This is a genomic window from Pseudomonas sp. MHK4 (assembly GCF_054600775.1).
This window is the reverse complement of record NZ_BAAIAK010000007.1, coordinates 299,267-315,039: the sequence shown is the minus strand read 5'-3', so window position 1 is coordinate 315,039 and position 15,773 is coordinate 299,267. Positions and strand designations below refer to the sequence as shown.

7 protein-coding genes are annotated in these 15,773 nt (G+C 57.5%); 3 read left to right on the top strand and 4 right to left on the bottom strand.

Annotation, left to right across the window (positions count from 1 at the left end):
• Positions 1 to 75: 75 nt before the first annotated feature.
• The 4 genes from ACYP2Q_RS19665 to ACYP2Q_RS19650 all read right to left on the bottom strand — a co-directional run bounded on the left by ACYP2Q_RS19665 (position 76) and on the right by ACYP2Q_RS19650 (position 2,876).
• Positions 76 to 1,080, bottom strand: a complete 1,005-nt coding sequence (locus ACYP2Q_RS19665; RefSeq protein ID WP_459732058.1) for a YqaJ viral recombinase family nuclease — start codon at positions 1,078 to 1,080, stop codon at positions 76 to 78.
• 81 nt (positions 1,081 to 1,161) lie between these two features.
• Positions 1,162 to 2,130, bottom strand: coding sequence for a DUF932 domain-containing protein (locus tag ACYP2Q_RS19660; RefSeq protein WP_459732057.1), 969 nt, complete (start codon positions 2,128 to 2,130; stop codon positions 1,162 to 1,164).
• A 70-nt stretch (positions 2,131 to 2,200) separates the two neighbouring features.
• Positions 2,201 to 2,530 carry a hypothetical protein gene (locus ACYP2Q_RS19655; protein ID WP_459732056.1) on the bottom strand — a complete coding sequence of 110 codons (330 nt, stop codon included), beginning with the start codon at positions 2,528 to 2,530 and terminating at the stop codon, positions 2,201 to 2,203.
• A gap of 67 nt (positions 2,531 to 2,597) precedes the next feature.
• On the bottom strand, positions 2,598 to 2,876 hold the full coding sequence (locus ACYP2Q_RS19650) for a hypothetical protein (RefSeq protein ID WP_459732055.1): 279 nt from the start codon (positions 2,874 to 2,876) through the stop codon (positions 2,598 to 2,600).
• Positions 2,877 to 3,508: 632 nt separating this feature from the next.
• Here ACYP2Q_RS19650 and ACYP2Q_RS19645 point away from each other — a divergent pair.
• The 3 genes from ACYP2Q_RS19645 to ACYP2Q_RS19635 all read left to right on the top strand — a co-directional run bounded on the left by ACYP2Q_RS19645 (position 3,509) and on the right by ACYP2Q_RS19635 (position 15,769).
• Positions 3,509 to 8,758 carry a DEAD/DEAH box helicase gene (locus ACYP2Q_RS19645; RefSeq protein WP_459732054.1) on the top strand — a complete coding sequence of 1,750 codons (5,250 nt, stop codon included), beginning with the start codon at positions 3,509 to 3,511 and terminating at the stop codon, positions 8,756 to 8,758.
• Positions 8,755 to 11,598 (top strand): helicase-related protein, encoded by a 2,844-nt coding sequence (locus ACYP2Q_RS19640; RefSeq protein ID WP_459732053.1) that lies wholly within the window; start codon positions 8,755 to 8,757, stop codon positions 11,596 to 11,598. The genes ACYP2Q_RS19645 and ACYP2Q_RS19640 overlap by 4 nt, the downstream gene beginning before the upstream one ends.
• Positions 11,599 to 11,668: 70 nt before the next feature.
• Positions 11,669 to 15,769, top strand: a complete 4,101-nt coding sequence (locus tag ACYP2Q_RS19635) for an Eco57I restriction-modification methylase domain-containing protein (protein WP_459732052.1) — start codon at positions 11,669 to 11,671, stop codon at positions 15,767 to 15,769.
• Positions 15,770 to 15,773: the final 4 nt, after the last annotated feature.

The following is a 15,773-nucleotide window of genomic DNA, read 5'->3' as shown; positions in this document are numbered from 1 at the left end:
CACCGAGACTGCGTAAGCGGCCAGGGTGGCGTTGGAGAGAAAGGGCTTTGTAATAAGGGAAAAGCGAACGAGCGTTCAGGCCAGCAGAAAACGCCGACTGCCGGTTTTGGTGGTCGAGTAGCGCACTTGTAGATGGGGCTTTTCTTTTAGCAGACGGGGGATATCCAGGGTCACGCTGTCTTTGGCTTTCTTCCAAGTGATGCAGCCGGTTGAGAAGGTCGCCCGACTGGCATCGCCTATGGCCTGTTGCAACGTTTGCTTGAGTTGAGCTTCTTGCTTCTCCTGCAGAGCAATCGACTCGCGCACGCTCTGCAGTTCGGTAAAGGTCGTACAGAGCAGCGTGTCTTGGCTAAAGTCCAGGCTGTGCCCACTGTCCTGTGGGTACAGACAGCGCAGCGCCTGCTCCGCCGAGGCAGAGCCGTCTGCTGGCGGGGGGCTATCACTGACGACGTAGTCCCAGAACATCCGCTCCAGGTCGATCAGCCGAGCAATCAGTGACTCGTCACGTTCGATGCGATGGATTTCCAGGTGCTGGCCACCGAGCAGTACCGCCACATCCGCCGCCTGCTTGCCAGTCACTGCGAGCTGATGCATGACTTGTAACTGCACATACTCGGGCACGCCGTCTTTCCAGAGGTGTGCTCCGTTTATGCCGGCGGTTTTGCATTCGAGGATCTGCACCTCTGGCGCGCCGATAACCTCGCGGTCGATATTGGCCCGCATCCAGGGCAGTTTAGGATCAGGGTGCTGCAGCACCGCATTGATGCGTCGTACCCGATGGCCACTACGCTTGGTGTAATGGGTCGCAACAATTGGCTCGAGGATGTTTCCCCAGTAAGCCGGGCTTTCCTCATCCTGCGGATCAAGCTTGGGGAGTGAGGTGTCACGTCCGGTTTTCTCCAGCCACAACTCCAACTGGGATTTATACGGGTTAAGTCCGACGGCCGCGGCGGCATCCGAGCTGCCGATACCTTGTTTGCGCACGGCCAACCAGTCCTCGCGCGGCAGTTGTTTCGTGCCCACCAGGCGCAACGCCGGACGGGTTTTGCTGCTAGGTTGTTGTAGCGTTTGCATGCCCATGATGTTTTCCAGTATGGAATAAAAAGCGCCCAGCCAGCACAAGCTGTCCAGGCGCTTTAATAGTTGAGTAGGTGGGTGGAGCTAGGCGACGAGTTGCAGTGCTGCCTGCAGGGCGCGTTGTTTGATGACAGCACCTTGGCCAAACCAAGCAGAGTCCATGCGGTATTCAGTACTTCGGGCACGTCGCTCATGATCGACATACTCTGTCACGGCGTTGAGCAAGCCCCACGCAGTTCCTTGGGCTGATTCAAGCGTCGCTCCACGACCTTGGCCTTCATACAACCCTTGGACTTTGCGCAGCGCCCGCTCGTTTGGAAGTACTGCTGGTAGCGGACTGTTAGGACTGGCATCACACAGTACGTTCATGAAAAAGCCCATCGCTTCATGCCACTGCACCTTGCGCTCAGCCAGTGCGCGCATGCTGTGCATGAAGGAATCCCATTGAGAAACAGCAATACCCAACTGTTTTTTCACTGCCTGCGGATCGAAGCGCGTGTTGTGCGGTACCTTGATCGCGCGGGTAGTGCCATCCAGGGCGATGGTCAGAGTGTTATTGCAGACCACGCGCACGGTAGTGGGGGTTGCTGTGGTGGCCAAGGTGCCGTCACAGGAGGTGGCCAGCAGCAGGTAGCCATTCACCTGGTCGTTGCCCTTCAACGCTGTGCCTTGCCCAGTACGAGCCAGCGCCCAGAACTTGCGACCGCCTTTGAGCACTCCAGCAGTTTCCAGCTCGTAGCCCGAAACCTCAGTCAGATCCCGGTAGAACTCCAGTACTTCACGAGGCTGCACAACCTGGTAGCGGTGGGAGACCACTGACAACGGGGACTTAGTATCAGAGCGATACAGCACCTTCTGTTCAGGGAAAGAGTGAATTGATCCAAGAGCACCGATGCTCTCGGATTTGAAATGCACTGGGCTATCCTGGATCTTCCAGTCCATACCTGCTTCCCGCTGCCAGACTTCGAGGGGTTGTTTGGGGGAGAGGCGACTGCCCAGGCCATGCCAAGGCGTGGCTCCAACGAAAGCCATTTGTTCAACAAGATGAACCATGGGAACGATTCCTGACAAATAATCGATAAAAGGCAGCGTTTCTACGAAAACGCCGCCGGTTCACAACGACTTAACGCCTGACGCTAAAGCGATGACCGCACTCCACGCATTGGTAGTTGTCCAGAACCTTGTCATCAATCTGTTCTCCAATCGTCGCGCCGGCGAGACCACCGGCGACGCCGCCAAACAGCCCGCCGAGAAGGGCGCCGGCAATACCTCCCACCGCGATGCCGACGGGGCCGCCGATTGCTCCCAGCACCGCGCCGGCTTCCGCTCCCGATAGGGCGCCAGCAGTGCCACTGGCCGCCCCGCCAGCGGCGCCAATCAAACCACCTGTTTGCTTTCCGATGTTTTTCGTGATGACTCGTTCAGAGTTGCAGCGAGGGCAAGGGGTATACATACGTAAATCCTCTCAAGTGATAAGCGTGCTGAGCCAAAAAGCAGGCACGCCAAATGCCCTACCGCAGTCATACGGTGGGGCGTTCACAGAGGTGATATAGGTTTGAAATTTTTTTGATTGGGGTTTCCAGCAGCAATGAGTTGAAATCAGGCAGAAAGTCGAGATGTTCCAGTTGTTCCAGAGGTACCGGGAGCTGGAAATTGAGTGTGCGTTGCTGACGCGCTAGCTCAATGAGTTCACCAATATCCGCGTATCCGAGCTCAGTCACTCGATCAAGGAAATCGAGCACTTTTACATAGTCCGGCGAGACAGCGACGTTACCTACCCCGAGATATCGGTTTGACATAAATATTGTCGGGGCGAAACGACCGTTAGTCAGCGATCGACTCGAGGCAGCATCCGCTTCGAACTATCAGGCCAAGGTGAACAGCGCACACTCAGGGCCCGCATGCTGGTGCAGGGAATTCCGCTAGCAGAGGAGCGGGAAGGGGGGCTTGACGTCCTCGCCGCAGCTTCCGACGAGCTGTCTGGTTGTGAATCCGCACATGTTTGCGACTGGCTTTGCCCAAGCCCTTGCTGGCCGATGGGGCCGGCCTACTGCGGCAGGCTCACCTTCAAGAGGTGCTCGCTCAGTTGCTGGCTGTGCTTCAAGACATTCACGCTTCGCGACCGGAGGCTGACCTCGGCACCGTCGGGGCGACACGTAAAGCATTGGGCATTTATCAAAGGAGCGATAGTTAATGGGCTGGTTGTTGACTTGTTACGTCAATCAGGTTGCCTCTCAGAGGCTCTAGCTCATACCGACGTTCCCCTTGCCGGCTAGACGTTCGCTACTCACCACGATCCAATCAAGACCATCAGCCCACCTGAGATACGGCTACGAACATGTGACCTGAGACACTAATGACGTAAGATGCTGCTTTGATATGAAGCGGGGCCGTTGTCCCAGTAGTTTTCGAGCCCAAGGAGCGCATCAAGGTGGATGCATTTAGCTTTCGCAATCAGGTTATTCGAGATTACGAGCAGTTTGCTCGCAGCTTCACCAATCCGAGAGCTGAGGATATCCGTGCGTATTTGGAGGCTGAGTACAGCACTGGGCGTTACTGGCCATCGCCCTTAATTCAGGTAAATCCCTTTTTTGTCGCCGGGCAAAATGTAGAGCAACTGGTTGCCAACCGGACCCTACACCCGGAGTGCGCGCATATTTTCCGCTTCGGCAAAGAGGGTGGAAAACCAGGCGTGCCGGCGAGCTTGCATAAGCACCAGCAGGAGGCCATTTCTCGCTGCCAAGCAGGTGAGAGCTATGTTCTGACTACCGGCACGGGCTCCGGTAAGTCGCTCAGTTACTTCATCCCGATCTTCGATGCAATCCTCAAGGGCAAGGCGCAAGGAGCCAAAGCGGGAATCAAGGCGATCATCATTTATCCGATGAACGCATTGGCGAACAGCCAGTGTGAGGAGCTGGAAAAGTTTTTAGCTAGCTATGGCGCTGAGCCGCGCCCGGTTACCTACGGTCGCTACACCGGACAAGAAAAGGCCGATGAACGCGATCGAATGCGCATCAATCCGCCAGACATCATCCTCACAAACTTTATGATGCTCGAACTGCTGATGACCCGGCAGAGTGAGCAAGATCGTGCCTTTATACAGGCGGCAGAGGGACTGCAATTTTTGGTGTTGGACGAACTCCACACATATCGCGGCCGTCAGGGGGCGGACGTTGCTATGTTGGTGCGAAGGGTGCGCGAGCGTCTAAATAGTGGGCTCTTGTGCGTTGGCACTTCAGCCACCATGTCCACAAAAGGCACTCTCGCCGAACGCAATAAGGTTGTAGCTGAAGTTGCCGGAAAGATCTTTGGTGCGAAGGTCAAACCGGACAACATCATCACTGAAACTCTCCAGCGGGTGACGCCAGCACTGGAGATCCCCGTTGCGGATGTGCTGGCCAGCGCCATCAATGCCAGCGTGCCTCAGGCCCCCTCCTTCAAGAACTTGCGTGAGCACCCAATTTCCGCCTGGGTCGAGCTGACGCTCGGACTCTCTCATACCGAAGGTCGTTGGGTGCGAGCAAAACCGCTTAGCATCGAGGAGGCCGCCCGTCGGCTTGCCGACTCGAGCGGAGAGTCGGCCGAGCGTTGCGCAGTCTACCTATCTGAGTTCCTTCTGACGGCTTATCAGTGTAAGGACGTTAGTGGCAAACCTCTATTCGCCTTCCGCTTGCACCAGTTCGTCTCCGGTGCCGCTGACATGTACGCCACTTTGGAGGGGCCAGGCACACGCAAGCTGGATTTATCCGGGCAGCTTACTGTTGCCGGTGAGCGCGAACGGCGTTTTTACAGCGTGCATTTCTGCCGCAATTGTGGCCAGGAGTACTATCCGGTTTGGGATGAAGTCGAGAACGGCAATCGCTCATTTGCACCGCGCAGCATCAAGGAAACCAGTCACGACGATGAGGATGTGCACCACGGTTTTTTGATGATCGATCCTCAGCGCAGTTGGGATGGTGAAAACCTCGAGAGTTATCCAGAAAACTGGGTGGAACTGACTGGTAAGGAACCTCGCATCAAGTCCTCCTACCGCAAATACAAGCCGCAGGAAGTCTTTGCCGCTAGCAATGGCCAGACAACCTTGCAGGGCGTGCGCAGCTGGTTTATCCCCGGCAGCTTCCGCTTTTGTTTGTGCTGCGGGGCCAATCAGTCGCGTGGTCGGGACTGGACGCGGCTGTCCGGCCTATCTGGTGAAGGGCGCAGCTCGGCCACCACTATTTTGAGCATTTCCGCCTTGCGCTACATGCTGGGAGCGGACAGCGAACTGGCCGCTGATGCCCGCAAGCTGCTTGGCTTCACCGACAACCGCCAGGACGCTTCGTTGCAGGCCGGGCACTTCAACGACTTTATGCAGATACTGCTGATGCGCAGTGCCTTGTTCAGCTGCGTGCGTCAGCGTGGTGACGATCCGCTCAGCGACAGCCAAATCACGCAGCAGGTTTTCCAAGCCCTAGGTTTCGCGATCGATGATCCGTTGATTCGTAGCGAATATCTGCAGAATCCCGGCAACGTCGCGCCGCGACTGCGCCGCGATGCCGAGGAGACCATGCGCAACATCCTCGGTTACCGGCTGTATTTCGATCTGCGCCGCGGCTGGCGCTTCAACAATCCCAACCTCGAACAGCTTGACCTGTTGCGCATCGAGTACGAGGACTTGCCGACCCTTTGCGACAACGATGCCCGCTGGCAGAAAACCTCCAGGCCTGGAGCCGCAGGTGAGCGTCAGGTACACCCGATGCTGGCGCTCGCCAGCTCCACTGTCCGACAGAAGCTGGTGCAGATGCTGTTGGACGTGATGCGTCGCAACTTGTGCATCAAGACCCGTTACCTCGATCGCTACAATCTCGAAGAGTGGAAAAATAAGAGCCGCCAGCATCTCAAGGAACCATGGGCCTTTACCGAGGACGAGATCCTCACCGAAGCCGGTTACGCTACGCTCAGTAAACCTCGCAAAGACCTGAACACGGTGCCCCTGGGCCTGCGTACCCGCTTTGGCCAGGTGGTTAAGACCACTTCGTTCTGGGAGGGTGGACATTATGAGCCGCTTAAGGAAGCTAACTACGCACAGTTCATCCAGGATCTGCTGGATATCGTCGAAAGCTATGGGCTGATCGAGGGCGTCGAACTCGAGAAGGGCATTCGCGGTTATCAGGTGCTCGGCGAGGCTCTGCTTTGGCGCATGGGTAAGGGTGATCCACGGCCCGACGTGCTCAACCAGACGGTCAGCCGTAACCCCTATTTCCAGCGGCTCTACAACGGCGTGGCTGACATGCTAGAGAGTCAGCAGCGTGATTTGTTCACCCTAGAGGCTCGTGAGCACACGGCCCAGGTGCCAGCAGAGTTGCGTGAGGAGCGTGAAGAGCGCTTCCGTGCAGGCGACCTGCGCGCCATGTTCTGCTCACCGACCATGGAGCTTGGGGTGGACATCGCCTCGCTCAATACCGTCTACCTGCGTAACGTGCCGCCGACCCCGGCCAACTACGCCCAGCGCAGTGGCCGGGCAGGGCGTTCCGGGCAACCGGCGCTGATCATCACCTATTGCGCTGCACTCAGCCCGCACGACCAGTACTTCTTCCAGGAGCCGCGGCGCATGGTCTATGGCGAGGTCAGCCCGCCGACCTTAGACCTAGCTAATGAGGATCTGGTGGAAAGTCACCTGTTCGCCACTTGGCTGGCGGAAACTGGCTGCAAGCTGCCCTCGACCATCAACACCATGCTGGATATGGAAAGCCCCAGCGAGATGCCGCTGCTCGACGACTATGTGGTTGCCCTTGGCAACAAGGACGCGCTGGCGCGGGCAGGTCGGCGCGGCACTCGCTTGCTGGGCATGTTGCATGGCGAGCTAACGAGCGCGCAGGGTATTTGGCTAGACCGCGGCAAGCCTGTTGACGAGGCTGCTGCTCAATGGCTCGATGCCAAGCTTGGTTCTGCCTTCCTACGCTTCGACAAGGCTCTGCAACGCTGGCGTGACCTCTATGCCTCCACGCGCCGGCAGATCGACGAGGCGAGCGCGATCATGACCAACCCGGCTGCGCCCGAGAAGGAGCGCAAGATTGCCGAGCGTCGTCACCGCGAGGCGATGATTCAGCATAATCTGTTGCTGGAAACCAGCGGGGGCAGTCATTCGGATTTCGAGACCTACCGCTACCTGGCCAGCCAGGGCTTCCTGCCCGGTTACAACTTCCCGCGTCTTCCCCTCTCCGCGTTCATACCCGGCCGTATGGGTGGGGTCGGCCGTGACAGCGTGCTATCTCGTCCGCGCTTTTTGGCTATCTCCGAGTTTGGACCGCTGAGCCTGATCTACCACGAAGGCAGTCAGTACCGGGTCAAGCGAGTGATTCTAGGTGTGCGCAATCAGGGCGCCAATGAGGCTCGGATTGTTACCGAAGAGGCTCTGCTGTGTCCCGCCTGTGGCTACGGACATTTCCGCAATCAGCGGCACTACGAACAGTGCCTCTCGTGCCAGGCACCACTAGCAGGCGGCAAGGTCATCAACAACCTGTTCCGTATTGAGAACGTCAGCACCCAACGGGTTACGCGCATCACATGTGATGAAGAAGAGCGCATGCGACAGGGCTACGAGGTGCGTACCACCCTGCAGTATCAGGAAGAAAATGGCGTGCCCAAAGTAGTCCGCAGCCTGATGCTGGAGGGTGACGCTCCGTTGCTCGACCTGCAATATGCTCCGGCCGCTACGGTGTGGCGCATGAATCTTGGCTGGCGCCGCCGTAAGGATACGGAGATCTACGGTTTCAAGATTGACCCGGTTAGCGGCTACTGGAGCAACGACGAGCAGGCACCCAAGGAGGAAAACGAGAACGCCGAGATCGATAGAATCCAGGCTCAGCGTATCTCGCCCTTTGTCGAGGATCGTCGAAATGTCCTGGTGATCAAGCCTTCGATACCACTCGATGAAGGTGGCATGGCCACCCTGCAGTACGCCCTTAAACGCGGTATTGAGGCTGAGTTCCAGCTTGAAGAAAGCGAGTTGATGGTCGAGCCGTTGCCTGGTCGCGACGAGCGCAACAGCATGCTGTTCTACGAGTCGGCGGAAGGCGGTGCCGGGGTGCTCACTCGCTTGGCTACCGATCCGGCCGGACTACCGCGCGTCGCACGCCGGGCGCTGGAGATCATGCACTACCGGAGCCCGGACGACAGTTGGTCGGCCTCCAACCTGGAGAACCCAAGCGAGGAGTGCGACGCAGCCTGTTACCGCTGCCTACTCAGCTACTACAACCAGCCCGACCACAAACTGCTGGATCGCAAGCTCAATGAAGTCACTGACCTGCTCTGCGCCCTGGCTAGCGCCACCTTAGAAGTTGGTCACCTCGACGGCGAAGGGCAGGACCACATGGCCAACCTGCGTCAACAGTCCGCCAGCAGCCTGGAACAGGCATGGCTGGATTTCATCGAGCAACATCAGTTGCGCAAGCCAGATCTTGCCCAGCATTACCTGGAGTCCCAGCAGACCCGGCCCGACTTTGTTTATCGGGAAGCGCTGGCACTGGTCTATATCGATGGCCCACACCATGAGCAGCAGGGTCAACGCGCGTTCGACGAGCAGTTGACCCGCGAGCTGGTAGACCATGGTTTTACCGTCATCCGCTTCACCCGTGATACCCGTAGCTGGCCCGACGTCGTGCGCCGCTATCCGGACATTTTTGGAGATTTCCGCGCATGAGCGCTTTTCAGGAGTTTCAACCCGGCAGCATCGTTAGCGCCCGCGGGCGTGAATGGATTGTACTGCCTGAGTCCGACGGCCCTCGTTTGCATTTGCGCTCATTGGGTGGCTCGGACGACGATGTAATTGTCATTCACGCGCTACTTGAGCGAGAGGCACCGAAATCGGCTACCTTCCCGTTGCCCGATGCTACCCAGGCACAGCGCGGTACGCAGAATTCGGCGCTGCTTCTGCGTGATGCCTTGCTACTAAAACTGCGCGCTGGAGCTGGCCCGTTCCGCGCGCTAGGTCGCATCAACGTCGAGCCGCGCGCGTACCAACTGGTCCCGCTGCTAATGGCGCTCAAACACGAAGTGATTCGCCTGCTGATCGCCGACGATGTAGGTATCGGTAAGACCATTGAGGCCGGGCTAATTGCCCGGGAAATGTTCGACCGTGGCGAGATCCAGCGCTTCACTGTACTTTGCCCGCCGCACCTCTGCGAGCAGTGGCAGGAGGAGCTGCAGCGCAAGTTCAACATAAGCGCCGAGGTGGTCACCACGGGTACTGTCGAGCGTCTGGAACGAGGCCTGCAGACCCACACTTCAATCTTCACTGAATACCCCTTTACCGTAGTTAGTCTTGACTACATTAAGTCAGACCGACGCCGCGACGAGTTCCAGAACGCGTGTCCAGAGCTGGTGATCGTCGACGAAGCGCATACCTGTGCCGAAGGCGTTGGTCGCGGTAAACATCAACGCTATCGTCTGCTACGCGCCTTGGCCGACAACCCAGAGCGTCACCTGTTGCTGCTCACCGCCACCCCCCACAGTGGCAACGAGGATGCCTACTACAATCTGCTCGGCCTGCTGAACAAGGCTTTTATTGGTCTGAAAGATATCTCCCGCGTCGACCATCCGCTGTACAAACAGCTTGGCGATCATTTGGTTCAACGCCGTCGCATCGACATCAGTGAATGGCAGGACAGCACCAGCTTTCCTCAGCGCGAAACAGCAGAAAAGACGTACCAGCTCAGTGGTTCCTGGGGCGCACTATTCGGCGATGTGCTCGATTATGCTCGCGAGTTGGTTTGTGAGGCGGAAGGTCAGGGTACCCTGCATCAGCGCCTCAATTGGTGGGCTGCTCTGGCTTTGCTGAGGTGTATCTCGTCCTCACCTGCAGCCGCCGTGCGCGCACTGCAGACTCGACTAAAAGGAGCTGCTGGAGGTAGTGGAAGTAACGATGTTGCCCAACTGGCGGAAATTGAGGCTATTGGCATCAACACCGTGCTGGATGGCTCCAGCGATCGTGGGCTGTCTTCCGACGACATTGAACCGGGGGCCGCGTTGGAGCAGCATGCCGATCGCCTGCGCAGCTTGATCGAAAAGGCAGGTCGCCTTGTCGATGACAACGACCCAAAACTCCAGCAACTGATCGTCGAGGTCAGGGGACTGGTCAAGCAGGGCTTCAAACCGGTGGTCTTCTGCCGCTACATCGCTACCGCCCACTATGTGGCGAATGCCCTGCAGCCACTGTTCAAGGATCACGAAGTGGTAAGCATCACCGGCGAACTCAGCCCGGGCGAGCGCGAAGAAAAGATTCATGCTCTGCGCGACATCGATAAGCCAGCCATTCTCATTGCCACTGACTGCCTGTCCGAAGGTATCAACCTACAGGACCTATTTGATGCTGTGGTGCACTACGACCTGTCGTGGAACCCGACTCGGCATGAGCAGCGCGAGGGCCGCGTCGACCGCTTTGGCCAACGTTCTGGCAAGGTACGTGCGCTGATGCTCTACGGTGCCGATAACCCGGTAGATGGTGCAGTGTTGAAGGTGATCCTACGTAAGGCAGAAAGCATTCGTAAGGCGCTAGGTATCTCCGTACCTATGCCCGAGGACGAAACCCGCATCAGTCAGGCAATCATGCAGACCGTCCTGCTCACCCGTGAAGAGATGAAGTACAACCTCTCTTTTGATTTCGGTTTCGACAGCCAGCAGGCAATCGAGGATGACCTGGAGAGCAAATGGCAGAATGCTCTAGACAAGGCGCGCCGCAATCAGACCATTTTCGCCCAACGTGCTCTCAAGCCAGACGATGTCATTCCGGAATTCGCCCGCATGTCCGAAGTGTTGGGCACCGAGGCTGACGTGCGCCGCTTCGTTACTGCTGCCTGCCAGGCGCTCAATGCGCCGCTGGGTCAGTATAAGCAGATCATGCGTTTGCCCTATGTCGAATTGCCCGAGTCACTGCGAGACCGTTTGGCCCAGTCCGGTATCGATAGTCTGCGTAACATCGACTTCAGTTACCCACCGGCTGGGGTGGCCGAGCACATCCACCGTACCCACCCACTAGTGGCCGGATTGGCCGACCAGCTCGCCGAGGAGGCGCTTAAAGGCGACGGCGACGCTGCAGCTAGTCGTTCCGGGGCCTGGTTCACCCAGGCGGTGACACTGCGAACCACTTTGCTGCTGGTTCGTCTCCGTACCCAACTGACGATGACTCGAGCGAGCCAACGTCGTGAACTGCTCGCCGAAGAAGCTATCGCCGTCGTTGTTAGCGGTCAACACCCACCGCAAGTCATTACGCCAGCCCAGGTGCTGACGCTGATGCAGCGGCCGGTGAGCCGCAATATGGCCCCAGAGATGCGCCAGCGTCAGGTCGAACAAGCCTTGGAACAGGTGTCGGCCTGGCAGCCAGTGCTCGACGACATTGCCCGTCAGCGCGCCAATGAACTGCTCAAGGATCACCGTCGTGTGCGTGATGCTGCCAAGGCCAAAGGTACCTATGACGTGTATCCGCAACTGCCGGTCGATGTGGTCGGCCTTTACGTGCTGATGCCGGACGCGCAACTGGTCTGAAGCGTCAACCGACAGCAATGAATGATCGCTTGCCGGCCAATACCGGCAGACAAGAAACGGAAATCACCCCATGACCCGCACTATCCACCGCGAATTCGACAGCCTGCGTATCGAAGGCGGTATTTTCCCCGGCGAGTTCCTTAATGCTGTGCGCGACCTCAAGCTCAAGGGGCAGGGCAGCACTGACTATGGCCTGCACCGCACGCTTAAACTGCGTGAGGAAGTTAGTCGTTACTGGCGTATCGCCAAGGCTGAGTGGGAGGCCTTCAGCGAGGCGCGCCAGCGTCAGGACATTGATCGTACTGCGCTGTCCGTAGAGCGCTTCCTGGTGCCACTGCTGCAGCAGGCGTTTGCCTTTACAGATTTGCAGGTCTGCCGCCAGCCACGCTACCTGGGGGAGCGGCTTTTTCCGCTTAGCCATGAGGCCGGCTATGTCGAGCAGGATCCTGCCAGCTCAGGGTTTGCCCTAGGAAACGGTGCAAGCAGTCAATCCCGCCGCATCGCGCATATTCCGCTAGTGCTGACAGGACCGGACTTCGATCTGGACAAAAGCCACCTCGTCTTTGGTGACGAGGCGCGCCGACGCTCGCCGCAGGGGCTGATGCAGGAATACCTCAACGCCAGCGGTGAGGCGTTGTGGGGTATTGTTAGCAATGGGTTAGTGCTGCGAATTCTGCGCGACAACCCGTCGATGACCCGCCCGGCCTTTGTCGAGGTGGATCTTGCTCGTCTGTTCGAGGACGACCTCTATTCTGACTTCGTCGCCCTATGGATGATCCTGCACGCCAGCCGCTTTCTTGCCCAAAGTGGCAAGATCGCGCAGTGCTGGCTGGAACAGTGGCGCGAGCAGGCGGCGATTGAGGGAGAGCGGGCGCGTGACGACCTGCGCTCCGGCGTTGAACAGGCGCTGCGGGCGCTGGGCGACGGCTTCGTCGCCCACCCGGCCAACCATGCGCTGCGCGAGGCTCTGTCATGTGGCCGGCTCAGCCGTCATGCTTATTTTCACCAGCTATTGCGGTTGGTCTACCGCCTTCTGTTCCTGCTCACTGCCGAGGACCGCAAGATCCTCCATGACCCGAACACCGTCACGCCGGAGGCTCTCCGCCTTTTTGATCAGGGCTACAGCCTAAACCTGCTGCGTGAGCGTGCCCGCAAGCGACGCTTCTACGATGATTATGCCGACCTTTGGCAGGTGCTGACCACCACCTTTACCGCCCTGCGCGGCGGCCAGCCGCTGCTTGGCCTGCCGGCGCTCGGTGGGCTTTTTGCTGCAGTACAGTGCAAAGATCTGGACACTGCGCAGCTTGGCAACAAAGCGTTGCTTACCGCCATCCGCAACGTGACCTGGGTGCAACGTAAGAACGGCGCTACTCGCATCAACTACCGCGACATGGACACCGAGGAGCTGGGCTCGGTATATGAGTCTTTGTTGGAGCTTGAACCTCGTATCAACCCGGCTACATCGCCTTGGAGCTTTGGCTTTATCGGCGATGCTGAGGGCGAGAGTAATCAGGGTAACGCTCGCAAGACCAGTGGCTCCTACTACACCCCGGATAACTTGGTGCAGGAACTGATCCAGTCCGCGCTGCTGCCGGTGATCGAACAGCGACTCAAGGCCAACCCCGAGCAGCCGCGTGCTGCGCTGTTGTCGATCAAGGTATGCGACCCAGCCTGTGGCAGCGGCCACTTTCTGCTCGCCGCCGCCCGCCGTTTAGCCGCCAAGGTGGCCGAGCTGGATGCCCAAGGCGATCAGTACACTGAAGAGCAGTACCGCCACGCTCTGCGCGAGGTGGTACTGCACTGCATCTATGGGGTTGACCTCAACCCTCTGGCCATCGAGCTGTGCAAGACCGCGCTCTGGCTGGAAGCGCTGGAGCCGGGCAAGCCGCTGGGTTTTCTCGATTCGCACATTCAATGCGGTAACGCGTTGCTTGGCGTCATTGATCTCAAAGTGCTGGAAAAAGGCATTCCGAAAGATGCCTTCAAGGCGCTATCTGGCGATGACAAGGATGTCTGCAAGCAGTTGATCAAGGAAAACAAGGGCGGTCTTCAAGCGCTGGAAAAGGCTTTCGACCGCAAGCAGACCATCAGTCTGTCGCTGGAGTCAGCGGTCGGTTACAACGAGTTGCAGGCTCTTGATGCCTTACCTGACGATACCCTGGCCGATATCGCCGCCAAGGATCAAGTTTACCGCGCTTACCAGCAGCAAGTTCAGGGTAGCCGTTTGCTGCACGCAGCCAATCTGATGGTTGGTGCTTTCCTGCTCGAGAAGACGGAGGTATCGCAGGACATTACTCCCACCAGCAAGACGCTATATCTGGAGCTGTTCAGCGAGTCCCGAAGTGAGCAGCACGGGCAGCAGCTCAGTGCGGCTACCGCGGCCTGTGAGGAAGCGCGGGCATTGCATTGGCCGCTGGTGTTTCCGCAGGTGTTTAGGGCTGGCGGTTTTGACTGCGTGCTGGGCAATCCGCCGTGGGAGCGCATCAAGCTGCAGGAGGAGGAGTTCTTTGCTTCACGCAGTCAGATGGTCGCCAGCGCGGGGAATAAGGCTGAGCGTAGCCAGCGGATTGACTGGCTGTCGCAGGGGCTGCTGGGACAAAATCTATATCCGGGCCAAGTATCGAGCTTTGAGACTCGCGAGGCCGAGCAGCGTTTATATCGTGAGTTTATTGTTGCCCGCCGTACTGCTGAGGCTGCCAGTGTATTTGCCCATGTGAATGGCGAGGACGGTGGGCGCTTCTCGCTGACCGGTGTCGGCGATGTGAATACCTACGCGCTGTTCTCCGAGACGATCCGGCAGGTAATTGGCTCGATGGGACGTGCCGGGTTTATCGTTCCGTCCGGTCTGGCTACCGACAATACCACCAAGGCGTTTTTTGGCGATTTGATCGAGCAACGGTCACTGGAAAGCTTTTTCGAGTTCGAAAACGAAGGTTATTTCAAGGGAGCAGGCCAGGGGCATATGCTGCGCTTTGCACTGACCACGGTACTAGGCTCCCAAATGCAGGCCGGCGCGACTCGCTTCCTGTTCCAGGGCAAGCAGCTTGATGAGCTGCAGGATCCTGAGCGGGTATTCACGCTAACGGCTGAAGAAATCATCCAGGTGAACCCCAATACCCGTACCTGCCCGATCTTCCGTTCACGGATGGATGCAGACATTACTCGTCGTGTGTATGCCAGGGTACCGGTTCTGGTCAGGGAAAATTCTGCTGGAAAGGAGGAGCAGAATCCATGGGGTGTCAGGTTTCTTAGGATGTTTGATATGTCCAATGATAGTTACCTGTTTAAGACTTACCATGATTTGAAACAAGATGGCTTCGAAATTGTTGGAAATGTTTTTTCTCGTGGAGGTGAGCACTTTGTTCCTCTTTTCGAAGCTAAGATGATTAATCAATATAATTATAGGCATGGTGATTTCAGCAAGGTCGATGGCCAAAGAGTTCACGTACTTCCTAGACTTGATTTGGATGAGTTGAATGATTCGGGCTATGAACCTATTCCTTTCTATTGGGTTCCGAAAAAATTGCTTGATGAGTGCTTGAAGGATAAAGAGTGGTCCAAGGGTTGGATGTTGGGGTTTAGAGATGTTACTGATGCGAGAGCAAGCGTTCGCTCATTTGTCGGCGCTGTAATTCCAAAAGTTGCAGTTGGTAACAAGTTTCCATTGATTCTCACGGAGCAGTCAGCTCCATACGCTGCGTTGCTGCTGGCTAACTTGACTGCACTCTGCTTTGATTTCGCCGCGCGCCAAAAAATAGGCGGGCTGACTATGAACTTCTTTATAGTCAAGCAGCTTCCTGTGCTGCCTCCGGACAGCTATTCGGAAGGAGATATCGACTTCATTGTTTCAAGGGTTATTGCGCTGACATATAACTCGATTGGATTGGAACCATGGGCGAGAGATTTGGGGTACGAGGGGGAGCCTTTTGGGTTTGATCCAGACCATAGAATGCAATTGCGTGCGGAGTTGGATGCTTACTACGCGAGGCTTTACGGTCTGACTAGAAGGGATTTGCAATTCATCCTGGACCCACAATCTGTAAGCCAGGGCTACCCCTCAGAGACTTTTGCGGTGTTGCAGCGCAGCGAAGTCCGTGAATTCGGCGAGTATCGCACTCAGAGGCTTGTGCTCGAGGCCTGGGACAAGTTGGAACTGGACGAGCTGGTTTAAGGAG